The sequence below is a fragment of the Kitasatospora sp. NPDC056273 genome, from assembly GCF_042268845.1.
Classification (GTDB): Bacteria; Actinomycetota; Actinomycetes; order Streptomycetales; family Streptomycetaceae; genus Kitasatospora.
In genome coordinates this window covers 52,187-72,724 of sequence record NZ_JBHJSJ010000015.1, presented here as the reverse complement: position 1 = coordinate 72,724, position 20,538 = coordinate 52,187, and the positions used below count along the sequence as shown (strand labels likewise).

The 20,538-nt window shown below is 75.5% G+C and carries 19 protein-coding genes and 1 pseudogene; 10 read left to right on the top strand and 10 right to left on the bottom strand.

Annotated features, from left to right (window positions below):
• Positions 1-120 precede the first annotated feature (120 nt).
• Positions 121-1,110 carry an ABC transporter ATP-binding protein gene (locus ACFCY1_RS16180; protein ID WP_049658967.1) on the top strand — a complete coding sequence of 330 codons (990 nt, stop codon included), beginning with the start codon at positions 121-123 and terminating at the stop codon, positions 1,108-1,110.
• 21 nt (positions 1,111-1,131) lie between these two features.
• On the opposite strand, the gene ACFCY1_RS16175 is transcribed toward ACFCY1_RS16180, so the two are convergent.
• Positions 1,132-1,314 (bottom strand): hypothetical protein, encoded by a 183-nt coding sequence (locus ACFCY1_RS16175; protein WP_049658969.1) that lies wholly within the window; start codon positions 1,312-1,314, stop codon positions 1,132-1,134.
• 167 nt (positions 1,315-1,481) lie between these two features.
• The gene (locus ACFCY1_RS16170) at positions 1,482-3,032 is read right to left on the bottom strand and encodes an AMP-binding protein (protein WP_375874961.1); all 1,551 of its coding nucleotides are present in this window, start codon (positions 3,030-3,032) and stop codon (positions 1,482-1,484) included.
• Positions 3,033-3,210: 178 nt separating this feature from the next.
• On the opposite strand from ACFCY1_RS16170, the gene ACFCY1_RS16165 reads away from it, so the two are divergent.
• On the top strand, positions 3,211-3,948 hold the full coding sequence (locus ACFCY1_RS16165; RefSeq protein ID WP_375874960.1) for an AAA family ATPase: 738 nt from the start codon (positions 3,211-3,213) through the stop codon (positions 3,946-3,948).
• Positions 3,949-3,967: 19 nt separating this feature from the next.
• Here ACFCY1_RS16165 and ACFCY1_RS16160 read toward each other — a convergent pair whose 3' ends face one another.
• Positions 3,968-4,174 (bottom strand): hypothetical protein, encoded by a 207-nt coding sequence (locus ACFCY1_RS16160; RefSeq protein WP_375874959.1) that lies wholly within the window; start codon positions 4,172-4,174, stop codon positions 3,968-3,970.
• 167 nt (positions 4,175-4,341) lie between these two features.
• Here ACFCY1_RS16160 and ACFCY1_RS16155 point away from each other — a divergent pair, with 167 nt between their 5' ends.
• Both ACFCY1_RS16155 and ACFCY1_RS16150 read left to right on the top strand, forming a co-directional pair.
• On the top strand, positions 4,342-5,094 hold the full coding sequence (locus ACFCY1_RS16155; RefSeq protein ID WP_375874958.1) for a thioesterase II family protein: 753 nt from the start codon (positions 4,342-4,344) through the stop codon (positions 5,092-5,094).
• 145 nt (positions 5,095-5,239) lie between these two features.
• Positions 5,240-6,538: a styrene monooxygenase/indole monooxygenase family protein gene (locus ACFCY1_RS16150; RefSeq protein ID WP_375874957.1), complete on the top strand. Its 1,299-nt coding sequence runs from the start codon at positions 5,240-5,242 to the stop codon at positions 6,536-6,538.
• Positions 6,539-6,624: 86 nt separating this feature from the next.
• Here the strand turns inward: ACFCY1_RS16150 and ACFCY1_RS16145 are convergent, their stop codons facing one another.
• The 3 genes from ACFCY1_RS16145 to ACFCY1_RS16135 are packed head-to-tail and all read right to left on the bottom strand — an operon-like array spanning position 6,625 to position 10,038.
• On the bottom strand, positions 6,625-7,326 hold the full coding sequence (locus tag ACFCY1_RS16145) for a FadR/GntR family transcriptional regulator (protein WP_049657443.1): 702 nt from the start codon (positions 7,324-7,326) through the stop codon (positions 6,625-6,627).
• Between the two features lie 10 nt (positions 7,327-7,336).
• Complete coding sequence (locus ACFCY1_RS16140) at positions 7,337-8,578, bottom strand: MFS transporter (RefSeq protein ID WP_375874956.1); 1,242 nt, start codon at positions 8,576-8,578, stop codon at positions 7,337-7,339.
• Positions 8,575-10,038: an amidase gene (locus ACFCY1_RS16135; RefSeq protein WP_375874955.1), complete on the bottom strand. Its 1,464-nt coding sequence runs from the start codon at positions 10,036-10,038 to the stop codon at positions 8,575-8,577. The genes ACFCY1_RS16140 and ACFCY1_RS16135 overlap by 4 nt, the downstream gene beginning before the upstream one ends.
• A 230-nt stretch (positions 10,039-10,268) precedes the next feature.
• Between ACFCY1_RS16135 and ACFCY1_RS16130 the strand changes: the two genes are divergently transcribed.
• Both ACFCY1_RS16130 and ACFCY1_RS16125 read left to right on the top strand, forming a co-directional pair.
• Positions 10,269-10,601, top strand: coding sequence for a PadR family transcriptional regulator (locus tag ACFCY1_RS16130; protein ID WP_079272352.1), 333 nt, complete (start codon positions 10,269-10,271; stop codon positions 10,599-10,601).
• The gene (locus tag ACFCY1_RS16125; protein WP_375874954.1) at positions 10,598-11,593 is read left to right on the top strand and encodes a hypothetical protein; all 996 of its coding nucleotides are present in this window, start codon (positions 10,598-10,600) and stop codon (positions 11,591-11,593) included. Before ACFCY1_RS16130 ends, ACFCY1_RS16125 begins: the two co-directional genes overlap by 4 nt.
• 159 nt (positions 11,594-11,752) lie before the next feature.
• Here the strand turns inward: ACFCY1_RS16125 and ACFCY1_RS16120 are convergent, their stop codons facing one another.
• Positions 11,753-12,376, bottom strand: a complete 624-nt coding sequence (locus tag ACFCY1_RS16120; protein ID WP_049651185.1) for a LysE/ArgO family amino acid transporter — start codon at positions 12,374-12,376, stop codon at positions 11,753-11,755.
• A gap of 69 nt (positions 12,377-12,445) precedes the next feature.
• On the opposite strand from ACFCY1_RS16120, the gene ACFCY1_RS16115 reads away from it, so the two are divergent.
• The gene (locus ACFCY1_RS16115; protein ID WP_375874953.1) at positions 12,446-13,363 is read left to right on the top strand and encodes a LysR family transcriptional regulator ArgP; all 918 of its coding nucleotides are present in this window, start codon (positions 12,446-12,448) and stop codon (positions 13,361-13,363) included.
• Positions 13,364-13,389: 26 nt separating this feature from the next.
• Here ACFCY1_RS16115 and ACFCY1_RS16110 read toward each other — a convergent pair whose 3' ends face one another.
• Complete coding sequence (locus tag ACFCY1_RS16110) at positions 13,390-14,304, bottom strand: hypothetical protein (RefSeq protein WP_375874952.1); 915 nt, start codon at positions 14,302-14,304, stop codon at positions 13,390-13,392.
• A gap of 138 nt (positions 14,305-14,442) precedes the next feature.
• Here ACFCY1_RS16110 and ACFCY1_RS16105 point away from each other — a divergent pair, with 138 nt between their 5' ends.
• Positions 14,443-16,851 (top strand): LuxR C-terminal-related transcriptional regulator, encoded by a 2,409-nt coding sequence (locus tag ACFCY1_RS16105; RefSeq protein ID WP_375874951.1) that lies wholly within the window; start codon positions 14,443-14,445, stop codon positions 16,849-16,851.
• A gap of 219 nt (positions 16,852-17,070) precedes the next feature.
• On the opposite strand, the pseudogene ACFCY1_RS16100 reads toward ACFCY1_RS16105, so the two are convergent.
• Positions 17,071-17,849 (bottom strand): annotated as a pseudogene (locus tag ACFCY1_RS16100) (NAD(P)H-dependent oxidoreductase).
• A 161-nt stretch (positions 17,850-18,010) separates the two neighbouring features.
• On the opposite strand from ACFCY1_RS16100, the gene ACFCY1_RS16095 reads away from it, so the two are divergent.
• The gene (locus tag ACFCY1_RS16095; protein ID WP_375874950.1) at positions 18,011-18,901 is read left to right on the top strand and encodes a helix-turn-helix transcriptional regulator; all 891 of its coding nucleotides are present in this window, start codon (positions 18,011-18,013) and stop codon (positions 18,899-18,901) included.
• A gap of 15 nt (positions 18,902-18,916) precedes the next feature.
• On the opposite strand, the gene ACFCY1_RS16090 is transcribed toward ACFCY1_RS16095, so the two are convergent.
• Positions 18,917-19,315, bottom strand: coding sequence for a VOC family protein (locus ACFCY1_RS16090; RefSeq protein ID WP_074003579.1), 399 nt, complete (start codon positions 19,313-19,315; stop codon positions 18,917-18,919).
• Positions 19,316-19,450: 135 nt separating this feature from the next.
• Here ACFCY1_RS16090 and ACFCY1_RS16085 point away from each other — a divergent pair, with 135 nt between their 5' ends.
• Positions 19,451-20,446 (top strand): helix-turn-helix transcriptional regulator, encoded by a 996-nt coding sequence (locus ACFCY1_RS16085; protein WP_375874949.1) that lies wholly within the window; start codon positions 19,451-19,453, stop codon positions 20,444-20,446.
• Positions 20,447-20,538 lie beyond the last annotated feature (92 nt).

The following is a 20,538-nucleotide window of genomic DNA, read 5'->3' as shown; positions in this document are numbered from 1 at the left end:
AGCGGCGGACCCGCCGGGAGCGGCGGGCGGGGGCGGTGCACGGGCCGTGACAGCGGCCCGGTCCGCCGGGACAGTGGAGAGCGGTGCGATGAAGCAGACAGTCGAGACAGGAGACCACCGGTGAAGAGCACTCCCCAGGAGCGAACGGTCACCGAGGCCCCCAGCCTCCAGGAGCTCCAGCAGCGGGCCCTCGCCGCCGCCTCGCCCAAGGCGTACGGCGAGGGAGCGGCCATCGTCTGCGACCGGCTGGTCCGGATCTTCAGCGCGGAGGGGGTCGAGGTCCAGGCGCTCCAGGGCCTGGAGCTGACCATCCGCCAGGGCGACCTGGTCGCCCTGGTCGGCGCCTCGGGCAGCGGCAAGTCCACGCTGCTCACCATCCTCGCCGGGCTGGACGTGCCGACCGCCGGCACCGCCACCGTGGCCGGCTGCGACCTGCTGGAGATGTCGGTCAAGGAGCGGCTGCGCTACCGGCGCGAGGTGGTCGGCTTCATCTGGCAGCAGACCGCCCGCAACCTGCTGCCCTTCCTCACCGCCGCCGAGAACATCGCCCTGCCGATGCAGCTGCGCGGCCGTCGTTCGGGCGCCGGCGGGGCCCGGCAGCAGGCGGCCCGGGTCGCGGAGCTGATGGAGGCGCTGGAGATCGGCGAGCTCGCCCACCGCAAGCCCAACGAGCTCTCCGGCGGCCAGCAGCAGCGGGTGGCGATCGCGGTGGCGATGGCCAACAACCCGCCGGTGCTGCTCGCCGACGAGCCCACCGGCGAGCTGGACTCGGAGACCGCCGGGATCATCTTCGAGTCCTTCCGCACCGTCAACCGCGAACTGGGCGCCACCGTCGTGATCGTCACCCACGACCCGATGGTCGCGGGCGAGGTCCGTCGCACGGTCGCGATCCGGGACGGGCGGACCGCCAGCGAGGTGCTGCGCCGCACCGTGACGGACGAGCACGGCGAGGAGTCGGTGAACGAGCGCGAGTACGTGATGCTGGACCGCAGCGGCCGGGTGCAGCTGCCGGTCAAGTTCCTGGAGTCGCTCGGCATGGAGCACCGGGTGGCGGTCGATCTCGCCGCCGACCACATCGAGGTCCGGCCGGACGACATCGCCGGGCACTGACCGGCGGTGGGCGGCGCGGCGTCAGCTGTCGCCGCCCATCCGCTGGAAGAGGCCGCTGCCCTCGGCGTCCGCCCGGAGGTCGGGCGGCGCCTCCTCCGCGGCGCGCTCGCCGCGCGAGGTGGCGGTGCAGAGGGCGAAGACGATCAGGGCACTGGCCGCCACGGCGAGGATGCCCAGTGCGGTCAGGACGCGTAGCCAGGTCAAGGGAGTGCCTCCTGGGGGGACGGTGCGGCCTACAGCGACGTGCACGGCGCTGCCGGGGATGTATCGGCAGGTCGGGCCGCACGATCGAGTGCCCACGGACGGTTCTTCCCGCCGGGTGGCGCACGAGAGGTCGCCCGCGTAGGCGCTCGATGCACTCGTCGGGCGCGTCACACCCCGTCGCGCGCCCCCGCGGTGGCGGCCGCCCGTCCGCTCCCGGCGTCCACCTGGGCCCGCAGGGCGGCGAGGTCCGGCTTCCCGAGACCGTTCAGCGGGATCGCGGGCAGCAGCAGGAGCGAGTCCGGGGCGCACCGGCCGAGGCCGTGCGCCCGGGCCCAGCGGTGCAGCTGCCCGGCCGTCAGCCGCGAGCCGGGGACGAGGGCGACGGCGGCGTGCACCCGCTCCAGGCGGTCCGGGTCGGTGGTCGTGAACATCACCGCCTCGCGGACCTCCGGGTGGGTGCGCAGTGGCTCCTCGATCTCGCGGGGGAACACATTGTGCCCCTCGACGACCGCCATCGGGTCCCGCCGCCCGGCCACCGTCAGATAGCCGGCCGCGTCCAGGCTGCCCAGGTCGCCGGTGTGCAGCCAGCCGTCCCGGAGCACCTGCCCGGTCAGCTCCGGGTCGCGCCAGTAGCCGGCCATCGCGGTCGGCGTCCGGACGCAGATCTCCCCGGTCCGGTCCGGCGGCAGCTCGGCGCCGTCCTCGTCCAGGACGCGCAGCCCGGTGTCCGGGTACGGGCGGCCCGCGGTGGTCAGCAGCCGCGGTGCCAGGTGCTCGTCCGGGCCCAGCCGGGCGACCGGCCCGCACTCCGTCAGGCTGTAGGTCTGGTGCAGCACCCGGCCCAGCCGGCGGGTCGCCTCGGCGAGCCGCCGCGGCGAGGGCGCGCAGCCGGTGTAGCCGACCCGGCGCAGGCTGCCGGTGTCGGTCGTCGGCAGCAGCGGGTGGTCCAGCAGCCGGTACAGCAGGTGCGGCGGCAGGTACATCCGGGACACCCGGTGCCGCTCGACCGCCGCCAGTACGGCCCCGGCGTCGAACCCGTCCTGCATCACCACCATGCCCCCCGCCGCCAGCGCCAGGTCCGCCGTGGTGCCGCCGCCGTGGCAGAGCGGGGTGCACAGCAGGAAGACCGAGCCGGCCCGCAGCGGCGGGCGCGGCGGACGGGCGAAGCGGCGCAGCACCCCCTTCGGGCGCCCGGTCGTGCCGCCGGTGAACCGCACCGCCATCACGTCCTCGGGCCGGTAACGGGGCGCCAGCGGGGCGGGGGAGCGGGCCGCGGCGAGGTCCAGCAGGTCCGTGCCGAGCCCGAGCGGCGACGGGCCCAGCGAGAGCAGGACGGCCGAGGGCACGGCCCGCGCGACCCCGTCGGCCGCCGCCGCGCACCGGACCGGGTCGAAGACCAGCGCGGACGTCCCGGCGAACTCCGCCAGCGCCACCTGCTCGGCGACCGGCCCGTCCGGGAACGGCATCGCCACCCGGCAGCCCAGCAGGTTCGCGGCCAGCCGCACCAGCAGCGCCTCCGGCCGGTTCCCGGCCAGCACCGTCACCCCGTCCCCGCGCCCGAGCCCGGCCCGCTCCAGCGCGCGGGCGGCGCGGTGCACCAGGTCCAGGCAGCGCTGCCCGGTCCACTCCTCGTCCCCGTACCGGAGCGCCACCCGGGCGGGATCGCGGGCGAGCCCGTCCAGCACCAGCGCGGTGTACGTCGGAGCCGCCTCCGCCATGGCCCGTCCTCCTGTCTGACGGCTCGTCAGCCTAGTGGACGGCGGGCCCACGGGTGCACTGCGGTCGCCGGGGGCCCAGGAGTCCCGACGGGCGCGGGTGGGCGCCGACGGGCCGGTGCGGGCCTGCGGGGTCCCCTCGGTCCCCGGCCGGAGGGCGCCCCCGCTTCCTCTCCATGAGGTGCGTACGCCCGACGCCGAGGCCCGGTCCGGCCGGATCCGCCGAGCGGCCGGCCGGGCGTTGTTGTTAGGGTTCCCGGTCGGACGTGAACGGGGGCTCGGACTGGTGGGCGGCGGGGTGGATGCGGTCGTGGCGCCGCGCGGCGTGGTCGATCTGCGGGGCGAGGCCGGGGCGGGGTTCGTCACCGCCTACCCGGCCGACGCCGTCGTGGTGGTGTCCGGGCTGCCGGGGGCCGGGAAGAGCACGCTGCTGCGGCGCTGGTCCGGGGCGGCGGTCCGGGCCGTGGACCCGCGGACGGTGCACGAGGCCTGCGAGGCCGTGATGCCCGCCGCCCTGCCGTACGCGGTGTACCGGCCGTGGGCCCGGCTGGAGCACTTCCGGCTGCTGCGCTCCTCGGTGCGCGGCGGCGGCCCGCTGCTGGTGCACGACTGCGGCAGCCGCGCCTGGATGCGGCGCTGGCTCGCCCGGGAAGCGGCCCGCCGGGGCCGCGAACTGCACCTGGTGCTGCTGGACGTCGGCGCCGCCACCGCGCTGGACGGCCAGCGGGCCCGCGGCCGGCACGCCTCCGGCCGGGTCTTCGCCCGCCACCGCCGCGGCCTGGAGCGGCTGTTGGCCGCCTTCACCCGGCACGTGCGCACCGGCGGCCCGATGCCGACCCCGGAGGCCTCGTCCGTCCTGCTGCTGGACGCGGCCTCCCGCTCCCGCGCCGAGACGGTCCGCTTCGGCGCGGCGGGCTGAGCCGGGCCGGCGGCCGCCGTCACCGACGGGCCCGGCGCTCGGCCTCGGCGTGCCACCAGCCGGGCGGGGAAGGTCCGTTGACGACCGCGGACGCCTGCTCGGGGTGCAGCCCGATCGTCCGCAGGGCGTCGGCGTGGACCCGGACGTCGAACCAGCCGTGCCACCGGCCGTCCGGTCCGACCCCGCAGAGCAGGTCACTGCGCACCGCTTCCGCGGCGATGGGCATCCAGTCGATGCCCCGGTCACGCAGTCAAGCGCGGAGGGCGGCCGGTGGGGCACCGGCGAGAACCGGCCTGCCGGAGGGTCATGATCGTCACTTCGCGCCCGCGGCGGGGCCCGGCACTGCCAGACTGGGGCCTGCAGAGTCCGTCACGGAGAGAGGTCGCACCCCGCATGTCCAGCAGCGCCGTCGTCGAGAATCCGTGGTTCCGCAGATTCAACCCGTCCGACTCCGCGCCCGCCCGGATCGTGATCTTCCCGCACGCCGGCGGCTCGGCCAGCTACTACCTGGAGTACGCCAACGCGCTGGCGCCGCACGCCGATGTGCTCGCCGTCCAGTACCCGGGCCGGCAGAACCGCATCGGCGAGCCGACGATCGGCTCGGTGACCGGCCTCGCCGAGCAGCTCGCCCGGGAGCTGCGGGAGTGGGCGGACCGGCCGCTCACCTTCTTCGGGCACAGCATGGGTGCGGCCGTCGCCTTCGAGACGGTCCGCTGCTTCGAGCGCGACGGCGTACGGGGGCCGGACCGGCTGGTCGTCTCGGCCGGCCGCGCGCCCTCGCTGCCCCGGACGACCAGGGTCCACCAGCTGCCGGACGACGAACTGCTCGCCGAGATCTCCGCGCTCGGCGGCACGGACGACCGGATCTTCGCCGTGCCCGGCCTGCGCGAGCTGGTCCTGCCGAGCCTGCGGGCCGACTACATGGCCGTCGAGACCTACTGCAGCACCCCGGACGCGACCGTGTCGCTGCCGATCACCGCCCTGGCGGGGGAGTCCGACGCGCACGCCACCGTCGACCAGGTCGGCCAGTGGGAGCGGCACACCACCGGCCCCTTCGACCTGCGGGTCTTCCAGGGTGGGCACTTCTACCTGGCCGACCGGACCCAGGACGTGGTGGAGGTGCTCACCGCGCACCTGCGCGGCTGAGCCGGCCCGGGGCGGCCGGGGCGGCGGCGCGGTCCGCACGCCGCCGCCTCCTTCGAACGGATGCGCCCGCCACCGGTGACCGGAGCGCGCTCGCTCGACTACTGTGCCTGCTTGACGGACCGTCAACAGACCACCAGGAGGCAGCGTGCGCCGGATCGCCGTCGTCGGAGCGGGCCAGGCCGGCCTCCAACTCGCGCTCGGGCTGGTGGCGGACGGGTACCGGGTGACGCTGGTCGCCGAGCGCACCCCGGAGCAGCTGCGCGGCGGCCGGGTGCTGTCCACCCAGGCGATGTTCGGCCCCGCCCTGCGGATCGAGGCGGCGGCCGGGCTGGACCTCTGGGCGGAGCAGGCGCCGGCCGTCTCCTCGGTGGAGGCGGTGCTGGCGGCGCCCCCCGGCGTGCGGGCGCTGGAGTACACCATGACGCTGGACGAGCCCGCCCAGTCGGTGGACCAGCGGCTCAAACTGGCCGGCTGGCTGGAACTGCTGGCCGAGCGCGGCGGCGTGGTCGAGTACCGCACGCTGGACCGCGGCGGGCTGCACGAGCTGGCCCGTCGGCACGAGCTGACCGTGGTCGCGGCCGGCCGCGGCGCCCTGTCCGGGATCTTCGAACGCGACGCCGTCCGCTCACCGTTCGACGGGCCGCAGCGGGCCCTGTCCTGCCTGTACGCGCACGGCGTCGGCTCGCCGGACCCGGCCGCCGGGCCGAGGGCCCGGATGAACGCCCTGCCCGGCCTCGGCGAGCTGTACCTGCAGCCGGCGCTCACCCTCTCCGGCCCCTGCGACATCCTGCTCTGGGAGGCGCTGCCCGGCGGCCCGCTGGACGCGTTCGGCGACGCCCCGCCGCCGGACGTCCAACTGGCCCGGATCCGCGAGTTGTTGGCCGAGTACCTGCCCTGGGAGGCGGAGCTCTGGACGGGGGCCGAGCCGACCGACGCCGGGGCCGGGCTGTTCGGCGCGGTCACCCCGGTGGTCCGGCGCGCGGTGGCGGAGCTCGGCTCGGGCGTGGACGCCGTCCACGTGCTGGGCCTCGGCGACGCGGTGGTGGTGACCGACCCGATCGCCGGGCAGGGCGCCAACAACGCCGCCCGGGCGGCCGAGGCCTATCGCCGGGCCGTCGTGGAGCACGGCGACGCCCCGTACACGGCCGACTGGATGTGCCGCACCGCCGAGCGGTTCTGGCAGCAACAGGCCCGCCACAGCGTCGAGTTCACCGCCGCGATGCTGACCGTGCCGGACCACCTCCAGGGGGTGTTCGCGGCCGCCGCCGAACACCCGGAGGTCGGCCGCCGGCTCGCCAACACCTACGCCGAAGCGCGCGACTATGCCGCCTGGCTGGCCACCCCCGAGCTGACCGCCGCCTACCTGGCCTCGGTGGGCAACTCCTCAGCGGGGAGCCAGGTTCGGCTCGGCGACGAGGACGGGTCCGGCGGCTCCTGTCGGTAGGAACCGCCGGACCCGGGGGCCTAACGACAGTACGACCGGACACCGGCCTTCCGGGCCCGAGGCGGTCGGGCGCGGGTGCGGCCGGCTCAGCGTGGTCCGGTGCCCGTGGCGCGCAGTCTGTCGAGGGTGTGGTCCAGGTTGGCCTGGGTCGCCGCGACGGCGGCGTCCGGGTCACCCGCGGCGATCGCCTCGACCAGGGTGCGGTGCGCATGGGTGATGCCCTCCGCTTCGACGCCGTCGTGGAGCCGGTTGTCGGCCACCACGTGGCCGGCCGCTTCGCGCAGCGCGTCGACGAAGGAGTCGAAGAGGCGGATGAGCACCGGGTTGTGCGCCGCCCGGACGACCTGGCGGTGCAGTTCCAGGTCGGTCTCGACGAGCTCGGCCGGGTCGGCGGCCGCGTCGCGGGCGGCCAGCGCCGCCCGGAGCGCGGCGACGTCCGCCTCGGTGCGCCGCTGCGCGGCCAGCCGGCCCGCCTCCACCTCCAGCGCCGCCCGGACCTCGTACACGTCGAAGACCTCCGAGCGCCGCAGCTCCCGGTCGAACTCCGAGACCGGGGCGGCGGCGGCCACGTACGTGCCCGAGCCCTGACGGGCGCGCAGCTGGCCGTCGGCGATCAGCACCCGGACGGCCTCGCGGGAGGTGGTCCGGCCGACTCCGAGGAGTCGGCTCAGCTCCACCTCACCGGGCAGTTTGCTGCCGACCGGCCACTCGCCCGTGCCGATCAGTCGGCGCAGCTCGGCCGTGGCTTCCTCCACCAGTGAGCGATGGCGTACCGGGCGAACAGTCATGAGGACGACCCTATCGTCCTCCGGGTGCCGCACCCGTGGCGGCCTGCTCGTTCACCCGTTCCGGGGCCGGTTCCGGCCCCTGCTCCGGCCCCGCCTCCGGCAGTACGCGGTCGCGCAGCCGCAGCGCGGAGCCGAGTCCGAGCGCCAGCACGCCGAGGACCAGGGCGAGGACGGTCCGCAGGCCGTGGGCGTCGGCCAGGCCGCCGAGCGCCGGTGCGGCGAGGCCGCCCACGGACATGGCGAGTCCGAGGGTCAGCCCGCTGGCGGTGCCGGGCCGGGTGGGCAGGTAGTCCTGGGCGAGTGTCACCTGCGGGGCGAAGGGCAGGAACATGGCCAGTCCGAACGCCACCGCGCCGGCCATGGCGACCGCGACGGAGGGTGCGAAGGCCACGGCGGCCAGGGCGGGGACGGCCAGCAGGTAGCCGGTGCGGATCGGGGTCATCCGTCCGTGCCGGTCGCCGAGCCAGCCGCCGAGCAGGGTGCCGGCCGCCCCGGCCAGGGTGAGCAGGGTCAGCGCCGCGGCGCCGGTTCCCGTCGAGCCGTGGAGGTCGCGCTGGATGTGGAGGGCGAGCATCGAGGTGACGGTCACGTAGGGGATCGACCAGGCGACGGTGGTCGCGGCGAGGCGTCCGAACGCCCGCCAGTCGTCGCGGTGGGCGCTCGTCGCCGCGCCCCGGGCGGCGGCCGGGGTCGCCGGGGTGTGGCCGCGGTACCGCAGCCAGCGGCCCTGCGCGGCCCACAGCAGGGCCGTCACCAGCGCCGGGACGGCCAGCAGCCAGCTGCCGCCCAGGCCGTACGAGCCGACCACGAGGGTGACCAGGGCCGGTGCCAGCGAGGCGCCGAGGGTGCCCCCGACGGAGAACAGGCTCATCGCCCGCTGGGACTGTCCGCCGGCGACCCGGGCCTGGTTGGTGGCGGCCGGGTGGTAGGCGGCGATGCCGATGCCGGCCAGCGCGGCGAAGAGCCAGGTCAGCGGGTAGCTGTCGGCGAGGGCCGCACCGGTGATCCCGGCCGCGGCGGTGAGGAAGCCGGCCGGGATGAGCCAGCCGCGGGGGCGGCGGTCGACCAGCAGGCCGAACAGCGGCTGGACCACGCTGGACAGGCCGCTCGCGGCCAGGGCGATGCCGGAGACGGCGGTGTAGCTGTAGTGCCGCTGGGACATCAGGAAGGGCAGCAGCGCCGGGACGGCGCCCTGGTAGAGGTCGTTGACGATGTGGGTGCCGGTCAGGAAGGCCAGCTGTCCGCGCTTCACCGCGTCCCCCGCTCGGGCCGCGCCGTGTTCTGCCCGGTCGCCCGCTCCAGGACGGCCGCCTGCCGGGCGGCGTGGTGGTGCCAGGGCCGGGCCCGTTCCAGCTGGGCGCCGAGGGAGAGCAGGAGGCCCTCCTGGTGGAGCCGGGCGGTCAGCATCACGCCGATCGGCAGTCCGTCCGGGGTCCAGTGCAGCGGCAGGCTGATCGACGGCCGGCCGGTGAGGTTCGCCACCGGCGTGCGCGGGGTGACGGCGAGCATCCGGGCGTAGGTCCGCTCCGGGTCGTCCGGGTCGGCCAACGACCCGACCGGCAGCGGCGGTTGGTCCGTCGTGGGGCTCAGCACCGCGTCGAAGCGGTCGTACCGGTGGCAGATCGTCCGGGCGGTGGCGGTCAGCGAGGCCATCGCGGCGGCCAGCCGGCCCGCGCTGTGCTCGTTGCCCCGGGCGCGCAGCCAGCGGGTCAGCGGCAGCAGCCGGTCCTCCCGCTCCGGCGGGACGGGCACGGCGGCGGCCAGCATGCTCCACAGCACGGTGAAGTCCGGCACGTACTCGGCGGGGTCGAACGGCGGGGCCTCCTCCACCCGGTGGCCGAGGTCGGCGAGCAGGTCGGCGGTGCGGCGGGAGGCCAGCGCGGCCTCCGGGTGCCACCCGTCCGTCCGGGGCAGGACGCCGATCCGCAGCGGGCCGGGCTCGCGTTCGACGCAGGACCTGAAGTGGCCGGCGGGGGAGGCGGGCAGGGTGCTGCCGTCGCCCGGGACGCTGCCGGCCATGACGTCCAGCAGGAGGGCCGCGTCCAGTACCGTCCGGGCCAGCGGGCCGGCGGTGGCCAGCCCGAAGGCGTCCGTGCCGGGGGCGGTCGTCACCCGGCCCCGGCTGGGCTTGAGGCCGACCACGCCGCAGGCGGCGGCCGGGATCCGGACCGAGCCGCCGCCGTCGCTGCCCAGGGCCCCGGCGGCCAGCCCGGCGGAGACCGAGGCGGCCGCCCCGCCGCTGGAACCCCCGGCGCCGCGGCCGGGGTCGTACGGGCTGCGCGCGGTCGCGTGGACCGTCTCCGTGTAGGCGGAGCAGCCGAACTCGGCGGCCGTGGTGGTGCCCAGCAGTACGCCGCCCGCGGCCCGGAGGGCGCCGACCACGGCGGCGTCCTGCGGAGCGGTGCGGTCGTCGAAGGCGGCGGAGCCCGCGGTGAACGGGAGCCCGCCGACCGGCCAGGTGTCCTTCACCGACAGCGGCACGCCGAGCAGCGGCGGCAGCCCGGGGCCGTCCCCGGCGGCGGCCAGCCGGGCCTCGGCCGCACGGGCGGCCCGGCGGGCGCCGGGCGCGTCGACCGTGCGGTAGGCGCCGAGCACGCCGTCGAGTTCCTCGATCCGGCGCAGGTGGTGGTCGACGAGTTCGGTCGGCGAGACGGTGCGCCCGCGGATCGCCGCCGCCTGTTCGGCCAGCGTCAGGGCATGGAGGTCTGACATGATCACTCTCCCCAAGTAGTCCTCAGGTCCCCAGGTCTTCAGGTCCTCTGAGGACTTCACCATAGAGGCGGGCCCGACTCCATGGCAAGGCAAGCCTTACCGGCTGCCCGGGTGTGCGTTGGTCCTGGCGGATGGGCGGTGCGCGCCCCTTCCTCGCCTCCGATCGCACCCGCTCTTCCGGACACTACGGTGACCGTACTATGGTGATCGGCGTGACGAAGAAACGCTCCATGCAGGAGCCCACCTTCCTGCTGCTCACCGCCCTCGCCGACCAGCCCCGGCACGGCTACGCGCTCGGCGACGAGGTCGCCGCGATCTCCGACGGCCGGGTCCGGCTCGGCGCCGGAAGCCTGTACGGCACGCTCGACCGACTGCTCGCCGAAGGCCTCATCCGGGTCGAACGGGAGGAGACGGTCGACGGGCGACCCCGCCGCGTCTTCGCCCTCACCCCGACCGGCACCCAGGCCCTCACCGACGAGAGCCGGCGGCTGCGGGCCGCCCTCCGCGAGGCCGACCGCCGCCTCGCCATCACCCGGAACAGGCTCGCGGGAGGCCCGGCATGACCGCGCACCAGGACCACCAGGACCACCAGGATCACCAGGAGCAGGTCAGGGAGGGCCGCCTGACGGCCCACCTGCTGCGCCGCGCCCTCGCCCTCTACCCGGCCTCCTACGGCACCCACGCGCTGGCGGAGGTCGCCGATCACGCCGAGCGCCGCGTCCGAACCGCGAGTCCGCTCGCCGCTCTGCGCGAGGTGGCCGATGTGGCGGGGCACGGCGTCCGGGTCCGGCTCGGCCTGGTCTCCCACCGGCCGGCGGGCCGGGCCCTGGCCACCGCGGCCCCGCTCGCCGCCGCACTGGCCGGCGGCTACGCGGCCGTGCACCTCTATTGGGCGGTCCGGGCCGCCACCGACCCGGACGGCGGGATGCGCGTCGGGTCGCTCGGCGCCACGATGGCGCTGCTCGTCCCGGCGGTGCTGATGGCCGTCGCGGCGCTGACCGGCCGTTGGACGGCGGCCCGCGCCCTGGCGGCGGCCACCGTCGTGGCCCCGCTGCTCGTTCTGCTCGCGGGACCCGAACTGCCCGGTGCGCACGCGCGGGGCCCGCTGACCTACGGTCTGGTCGGCCCGGACACGGTGCTGTTCGCCCTCAACGCCCTGGTGCTGCTGGCCGCCCCGCCGGACCGCACCACGCGACCGCGCTCCGCCGTACCGTGGGCGGTCGTGCTCGCCACCACGGCCTCGGACGTCGCCCTCGTCCTGGTCTCCGGCCCGGGGGAGGGAGTGTTCTTCCGGACCGGATTCCCCCTCGTCGCCCCAGTGGTCGTCGGCGCGGCCGTCGCCTGCACCACCCGTACGGTCCGCTCGGCGGCCCTGACGGCCGTCGTCCTGGGGGTGCCGCCCGTGGTCGCCCCCACGCTGACGGGCTACTACGTCATGAACGCGACCGCTGTCCTGTTCCTGGTGGTGCTGTTCACCGTCGGGTACGCGGTCGCCCTCGCGGCGGTCCGGCTGACGGGCCGGTTCGGCCCGCGGACCGACCCGCAGCAGCCCTGACCCCCGGGCACGGCCCCGGCCCCGCGTCGTGAACCCGCGCGTACGCCCGCGGGTCCGTATGGCGTCGGACGAAGGATGGCATCCGGCCTGGTCGGGTCGGATGCCACCATGGCCGGCCACCCACGCGGGTGGCAGCCGGGGCCGGTAGGTCAGGGCGCCCTACGCCCCGGCGAGGAGCATCCCGCCCATCGCCAGCATGGTCGCCGCGACCAGTCCGTCCAGCACCCGCCAGGCCCTCGGCCGGGACAGGACGCCGCTCAGCAGCCGGGCGCCGAAGCCCAGGGCGGCGAACCAGCACAGGCTGGCCAGCGCCGCGCCCGCGCCGAAGGCCCAGCGCAGGTCGCCGCGGTCGGAGGCGAGCGAGCCCAGTAGGAGCACGGTGTCGAGGTACACGTGCGGGTTCAGCCAGGTCATCGCCAGGCAGGTGAGGACCGCTCGCCGGACGGACCCGGTCTCCGGTCCGCCGCCGGTGAGCGCGGCCGCCGGATCCGGGCGCAGCACCCGTCGGGCCGCCAGGAAGCCGTAGCAGAGCAGGAACGCCCCGCCGACCAGGCCCACCGCGGTCAGCGCCGCGGGCCAGGCCGTGACCACCGTGCCCACCCCCGTCACGCCGAGCGCGATCAGCGCCGCGTCCGAGACGGCGCAGATGGCGACGACCGCGAGGACGGCGTGCCTGCGGGCGCCCTGGCGCAGGACGAACGCGTTCTGGGCCCCGATGGCCACGATGAGGGAGAGTCCGGTACCGAATCCGGCGAGTGCGGCGGCGATGGTGCTGCTGGTCATGGGTCCGACCGTATGGACCGCGTATAGATGAGTACAGCTAAAGATTCTAAAGTAACCTTAGCCGTACTTATGGACGAGCTTCCCCTGGACCAGGTCCGGACCCTGCTCGCGGTGGTCGACGAGGGCACCTTCGACGCCGCGGCCGCCGCACTGCACGTGACCCCCTCCGCCGTCAGCCAGCGCGTCAAGGCCCTGGAGCAGCGCACCGGGAGGGTCCTGCTGATGCGCACCAAGCCGGTGCGGCCCACCGAGTCAGGCGAGGTGGTGGTCCGGTTCGCCCGCCAGCTGGCCCGGCTGGAACGCGACGCCCGCGCCGAACTGGGCCTGGCGGCCGAGCAGGGCCCGGCCCGGGTCCCGATCGCGGTCAACGCCGACTCCCTCGCGACCTGGTTCCTGCCCGCGCTCACCCGGGTGCCGCAGGACCCGCCGATCTGCTTCGAGCTCCACCGGGAGGACGAGGCCCACACCACCGCCCTGCTGCGCGAGGGCCAGGTGATGGCCGCCGTCACCTCCTCGCCCGACCCGGTGGCCGGCTGCACCGTGCGGCGGCTCGGGCTGGCCCGCTACCTGGCCGTGGCCACACCGGAGTTCGCGACCCGTCATCTCACCGGGGACCTGGCCGAGGATCTGGGCCGGGCCCCCACCGTGGCCTTCGACCGGCGCGACGAGCTCCAGGACGAGTTCGTCCGGTCCCTCACCCGGGGGCGGTCGGGCGCCGGGCGGATCCGCCACCTGGTGCCCGCCTCGGACGGGTTCCGGGACGCGGTGGCCGCCGGTCTCGGCTGGGGCCTCGTGCCCGAACCCCAGGCCGAGCCGCTGCTGCGCTCCGGGCGGCTGGTGGAGCTGGCACCCGCCCGGCCGATGGACGTCCCCCTGTACTGGCAGCAGTGGAAGCTGGACTCGCCCGCCCTGTCCACGGTCGCCGAGGCCGTCGCGGCGGCCGCCGCCGAGGCCCTGCGGCCCGGGCCCACCCGCCGCCGGCCGTAGACCGCTTGGGGCTCGGCCCGCCCTCGCTATCCCTCGTGTCCTTGGTCCTGCCCGTTCCGCAGGGCGGCGCCGTGGGCGAGCAGGACGCTCAGCGCCACGTAGTCCGATCCGGGGCGGCGGACGGGCACGAACACCTCCAGCCGGTCCCCTTCGGTGCGGTAACCCGCCTTCGTCGCGCGCCCCGACAGGGCCCGGCTGCCGACGTGCGAGGCCAGTCCCCGGACGTCGAGCCGGACACCGTCCGCCGGGCGCGCGGAGACGAGGGCGATCCGGGACCAGGCGATCGGCGCGGGGAACGGGGAGAGGGTCATCCCCTCGGCGGTGAAGGTCAGGGCGCCCCAGCGGAACGACCCGCCCGCGCCGAGCTCGTCCAGGAGGCGTTGCGCACGGGCCACGGCGACGGACTGCGTCGCGTCCGAGACGAAGCGCGCGCCGGTGGTGGGGTGCGCCTTCGTGATCATCCGCCAGAAGCCGCACTCCTCCTGGACCCTGATGTAGTCCAGGCCCCGGAGGCGGATCCGGCCGCCCGCGTAGGGGCGGATCACGGTCTTGAGCACGTCGTGCGAGTGCGCCGAGTTGAAGTGGACGGACACCCGGGTCGACTCGACGGAGGCGATCTCCTGCCACGCGTACCGCAGCGTGCGGCGCCCCGGCCGGCGCAGCTCGAAGCCGTGCTCGTACTCCCGGATCCGGATCCGGGCGTGCCGCACGCACAGGGCGAGGCACCCCAGGGCCGCCACGGGCAGGGCCCAGAACGCGAGGCGGAACGAGGAGTCCTCGTCGTAGTACTTGCCGACGAGGGAGCACAGCACGCCGAACAGGATGAGGAGCACGACCAGCGCGGTCGTCGGCCTGCGTACGTAGGCCCCCTGGTAGGTCCACACCCGCTGCCCCAGCAGCCGCCCGCTCCGCTCCGACCCCGCCGCCGTGCCTGCCGTCACCACACACCTCGCATAGCCGTCCGATACCGCGTCGTCGAGTCTCGGGCGGGTGCGTGCGGGGGACAACGGGAGAACTACTCAATTCCCGCACGCTTTCCGTGCCGGTACCGTCAGCGCGCGTCCGTAGGATGACCACCCATGGGAACGGGGGCAGCCGCGGGGACGTTCGCCGGCCTCGGCGGCTTCGACGCCGAACTGACGCCGCTGATCGGGCGGCGGGCGGACACGGTCCGGATCGCCCGGCTGCTGTCCGGCGCGCGTCTGGTGACGCTCAGCGGCACCGGAGGCGTGGGCAAGACCCGGCTGGCGCTGCGCGTGGCGGCGGACGCGGCGCGCTCCGCCTTCCCCGACGGCGTGTACGTCGCCGAACTCGCCGACCTCCGGGACCCGGAGCTGCTCGCGTCGAGCGTCCTCGGCACCCTCGACGTGGCGAATCCGGGGCACCCCGGCGCTGGCGCGGCGGCCGTCCTCGCCGCCCGGCTGCGCGAGCGGCGCGCCCTGCTGGTCCTGGACAACTGCGAGCACCTGGTCGACGCGTGCGCCCGCCTCACCGACGCGCTGCTGCGGGCCGCGCCCGGACTGCGCGTCCTGGCGACGAGCCGGCAGCCGCTCGGCATCGCGGGCGAACAGGTCTTCCCCGTGGAGCCGTTGCCGGTGCCGGAGGCGCGCGCGGGTCACGGCCTGCGCGACCTGAACGGCAATCCGGCCGTCGCGCTGTTCGTCGACCGGGCCGCCGCCGTGCTGCCCGGCTTCACCCTGACCAGGCCGGACGCCGCCGCCGTCGCCGAGCTTGTCCGCCGCCTGGACGGGCTGCCCTTCGCGATCGAACTGGCGGCCGCCCGCATCCGGAGCCTGACGCCGCAGGAGATCCTGGAGCGGCTCACGGACCGGTTCGCGCTGCTCACCGGCGGGAGCAGCGTCGCCGCCGACCGGCAGCGCACCCTGCGCGCATTGATCGACTGGAGCCACGAACTGTGCACGGAGCGCGAGCGGTTGCTGTGGGCGCGGGCCTCGGTGTTCCGCGGCGGCTTCGACCTGGAGAGCCTCGAACGGGTCTGCGCGGACGCCGAACTGTCGCCCGCCGCCCTGCTCGACGCCCTCGACGGCCTGGTGGCCCGGTCGATCGTCAACTGCCGCCATGTGCAAGGACGTTCGCGCTACCACATGCTGGAGACGGTACGGGAGTACGGGTACCAGCGGCTGGCCGCGTCCGGCTCGCTCGACGCCCTGCGCGGCCGCCACCGGGACCGGTACGCCGAACTGACCGCACGAGCCGCGCGGGAGTGGTTCGGGCCCCGGCAGGTCGACTGGTTCACGCGCCTTCGCCTGGACCACCCGAACCTGCGCGCCGCTCTGGGATTCTGCCTGGAGCGGCCCGGGCAGGCGCGGGCCGGTCTGGCCCTGGCCGTGTCGCCCCGGCACTACTGGATGACCGCGGGCCTGCTGTCCGAGGGGCGCCACTGGCTGTCGCAGCTGCTCGCCGCCGACCACGCGCAGGACGGCGGTGACGGTGACAGTCGCGGTGACGGCGCGACGGGGCCGGAGACGGCCGTCCGTGTCCTCGCCCGGGTCACCGACACGTACCTGCGCATCCTGCAGGGCGACCCGGACGCCGACGTACGGCAGGCGCTCGCCGCGTGCGAGGCGGCGGCCGAACAGGGCGGCCATCGGCGGGAGTCGGCGTGGGTGTGGCACCACCACGGGATCCTCGCCGTCTGGCGCGAGGACTACGCGAGCGCCGCCGAACTGTTCGCGCGGGCGCGCACCGAGTTCCGCGCGCTGGGCTGCCTCGACGCGGCCCTCGAGTGCCGGGTCAAGTTCGCCATCGCGCACGCCTGCGGGGGCGAGGCCGCCGTGGCCGAGGAGGCGTGCGGCGAGGTCGAGGCGGCCGCCCGCACGCACGGCGAGTCATGGCTGCACGGCATGGCCCTGCTCGCCCGCGCCCTGCTGGCCCTGCGCGCGGACGCGCCCGCCGACGCGACCACGCACGCCAGGGCGGCCATCGCCCGGCTGCGCCCGTTCCAGGACTGGTGGGACGTGGCCATGTGCGTGGAGGTCGTCGCCTGGAGCACCCGGAACGACCCGCGGCGCACTGCCCGGCTCCTGGGCGTACTGCACCTGCTGTGGGAGTCACTGGGCGGGCGGCTCGGCGCGGCGCCGTTCATGCGCACCCAGCACCTGCGCCTGGACGCCGCGGTACGGGAGGCGCTGGGCGCGGCCGCCTTCGACCGGGAGTTCCGCCGCGGAGCGCGCGCCACCGTGGACGAGGCGATGGCCCACGTCCTCGACGACCCGGCCGGGGTGCCGGGCCTGACGAAGCGCGAGAGCCAGGTCGCGGAACTGGTCGCCGAGGGCCTCACCAACAAGGACATCGCGGCGCGCCTCACCATCGCGCAGCGGACCGCGGAGAACCACGTCGAACGCATCCTGGGTAAACTGGGGCTCGCCTCGCGCACGCAGCTGGCGGTGTGGACGTACGAGCAGCGAGGCGGTCCCGCCCGGGGCCCGCGGCGCCGGGGGCCCGCGGAGCGGTCGCCGGCGGACTGAGTCGGAGAACTGGGTTGTTCGACCCAGCCGCCGGACTTTGTCGTTCGACCCAGCCGATGGACTGGGTTGCTCGACCCAGCCGCCGGACTGGGTTGCTCGACCCAGCCGCCGGACTGAAGTAGCAGACCGAGCCGACGGTCCGAGTCGGTGGACCGAGCCGGCAGACTGAGTCGGTGGACCGAGCCGACAGACCGAGTCGGTGGACCGAGTCGACCGCCCTCAGCCGCGCACGTGCAGCCCGAACCCCGTGCGGCCCGCGGGCTCCAGCCCCTCCTTCAGGTGCAGCGAGGGGATCTCGTAGTCGCCGAAGTTCTGCCGCCGGAACGCGATCGGCTCGGTCGACTCCAGGGTGAGCAGGCGCCGCTCCCAGGCCCGGGCGACGGCCGGGTAGTCCTCGTCGGTCATCCGGTCGCTGCCGTACAGCACGAACGGCGGCAGCACCTCGATGCCCGGGTAGTAGAGGACGCCGTGCTGGAACGGGAACAGCAGATCGTCGATGGGGCCGCTGATCCCGCGAGCGGCGTAGTGCGACTCCGGGCCGCCGACGGTCACCGACAGCAGTGCCCGCCGGCCCGCGAGGGTGCCCTCGCCGAAGCGCTCGCCGTACCTGGTGGCGCTGTGCTCGCCGACGCCGTACGCGAAGCGGTAGGTGAACACCCGGTCCACCCACCCCTTGAGGATCGCGGGCATCGTGTACCACCACAGCGGGAACTGGAAGACGATCGTGTCGGCCCACAGCAGCTTCTCCTGCTCGGCGCGGACGTCCGGGGAGAGCGTGCCGGCCTCGAAGGCCCGGCCCGAGTCCAGAGCGACCTCAGCGGACTCGAGGCCTCGGGGCCGTAGTCCGCGGCATCCACGACCGCCTTCCAGTTCATCGCGTACAGGTCGCTCACCCGTACCTCGTGCCCGGCGGTCTCCAGGGTGGACACCGCGAGGTCCTTCAGCGAGCTGTTGAGCGACTTCGGCTCCGGGTGGGCGTGGACGATCAGCGTCTTCACGGGGGACTCCTTCGGATCGGATGCTCCGATCCTGGACGCCGCGGCGCCCGGCGTTCAGGGGCGCCGCTTCCGTCGGACCGGACTTCCTGGTACCGGCAGGGCCACCCTCACGGGCACCCGAGCCGGCCGAACGGGCGCCCGCCGCGGCCATACTGAGGGGCATGGACGATCTCGCGGGCTTCCTACGGACCAGGCGTTCCCGGGTCGATCCGGCCACCGTCGGCATCCCCACCGACAGCCGCCGCCGGGTCGCGGGGCTACGCCGCGAGGAGGTGGCGCACCTGTCCGGCGTCAGCGTCGACTACTACGTACGCCTGGAGCAGGGCCGCGCGACCCAGCCCTCCGAGCAGGTCCTCGACGCGCTCGCCCGCGTCCTCGACCTCGACGAGACCGAACGCGGGCACCTCTACCGCCTCGCGCGGCAGCGCCGCCGCCGTGCGACGGCGCCGGGCAGCCGGGTCCGGCCGGAACTGCTGCGCGTCCTCGACCTGGTGGCCGGCGCACCCGCGCTGATCATGAACCACCGCCTGGACGTCCTCGCCGGGAACCGCCTCGCCGGACTCCTCCTCGGCCGCCCGATGCCGGGCCTGAACACCGCCCGGCACATCTTCCTGGAGGAGGCCGACCGCGGCCTCTACGCCGACTGGGAGAACTGCACCCTCGACGTGGTCGGGCACCTGCGGCTGGCCGCCGGCCAGTACCCCGACGACCCCCGACTGGCCTCGCTCATCGGCGAGTTGGCGATGGGCAGCGAGCGCTTCCGTCGCCTCTGGGCCCGCGCGGACGTCCGCGCCCGCACCCACGGGCGCAAGGCGTACCGGCACCCCCTGGTCGGACCGCTGGAACTGCACCAGGAGAACTTCGCACTGCCGGACGAGCCGGGCATCGAGCTGCTGGTGCTGTCCGCGGCCCCCGGCAGCCCCGCCGAGGACGGACTGCGCCTGCTCGCGGGACTGGGCACGGACACCGGCGAGCCCCGCGGCGCGGCGGCCGTCGGTGCTGCGGGCGCCGCGGGTGACGAAGACCTGCTTCGGCGGGCGGGGAAGGCGTAGCGGCGGGGTGCCCCGTCAGCGGGTGAACTTCGCGATGGCCGCCGGGGTGACGGGCGTGAAGAAGTTGACGAGGTTGCCGTCGGGGTCGCGGAGCAGCAGGGAGCGGTTGCCCCAGGGCATCGTGGTCGGCTCGGTGACGAAGTCCGTGACGAACCCGGTCAGGTCGCGGTGGACGCGGTCCACGTCGTCGACGAGGAACTCGGTGATGACGCTCTGGTTGGCGGCCGGGCGGGCGGAGCCCGGGGCGAACAGCGGGACGGTGCGGGTGCCCGCGATCGCGAGGGTGGCTCCCGGGGTCCGGAGCTCGGCGAAGTCCTCGGTGGCCCACTCCGCCCGTACCTGCGTGGCGCGTTCGTAGAACTCGACCAGGCGTGCGACGTCGCCGGTGATGATGCGGATCGAAACGAAGTCCATGGTGTCCTCCTGGGACGGGGTCGGAGCCGGCCGCGGTCGCGCGGCTGAGTGCTGGTGCCGCTGAGCGGCCGTGCGCTCCGCAGACTAGGAGGGATAGTGGACAGAACCTGTCCACTATCCGCCTAGGCTGTGGACATGTCCCGACCCACCGGCCGTGTGCTGACCCTCCTGGAGCTGCTGCAGTCGGGCGGTACCCGGACGCTGGCCGAACTGGCCGACCGCCTCGGCGTCGACGGGCGCACCGTGCGGCGCTACGTGGACCACCTGATCGACCTCGACGTGCCCGTGGAGTCGGTGCGCGGCCGGTACGGCGGCTACCGGATCTCCCCGGGCTACCGCCTTCCCCCGCTCATGCTCGGCGAGGACGAGGCGCTCGCCGTGCTGCTCGGACTGCTCGCCGGACGCCGGACGGGACTGGCGACGGCCGAGCGCACGGCGGGCGAGACTGCTGCCGCCAAGATCCGCCGGGTGCTGCCCCGGCACGTGGCGGCCCGGCTCGACACGCTCCTGGACGCCCTCTCCTTCACGGACGGCTCCGGCGGGGACGCCGCCCCGGACGCCGGGATCCTGCTCACCCTCGCCGACGCGGTGCGCCACCGCCGGCCGGTCTCCCTCAGGTACACCGACCGCGACGGCCGGCCCAGCGAACGCACGCTGCACCCGTACGGGATCGTCGCCCACGCGAACCGCTGGTACGTCACGGGTGCGGACCCCGGGATCGGCGAGGACCGGACCTTCCGGCTCGACCGCGTCGCGGACGCGAGGGCCCTGCCCGGCACGTTCGACGCGCCCGCCGGCCCCGACCCGGCCGACCGCCTGCTGTCGGGCTTCGCCACGGCCGACTACCGGCACGAGGTGACGCTGCGCATCCACGGCACGGCCGAGCAGATCCGGGCCCACCTGCCCGCCGGCGTCGCGACACTGGAGGACCACGACCCGGCACCGGCACCGGACGGGGACCCGACCGCCGAGCGCTGGCTGCGCGTCGAGCTACGGGCGGAGCGCCTCGACTGGCTGCCGCCGCTCCTCGCCGCGATCGACCGGCCGTTCGTCATCGAGCGCCCGGAGGAACTGCGCACCCTCGTCACCGCCCTCGCCGACCGCCTGGCCTCCCACGCCCGCCGGACCTGACGGCACCCGCCCGGCTCCCCGCGGGCCGGCCGTCGTGCCCGGGAACCGGAGCGTTCGGCCGACGTGTGAAGCACCACACTTCCGGTCCAGAG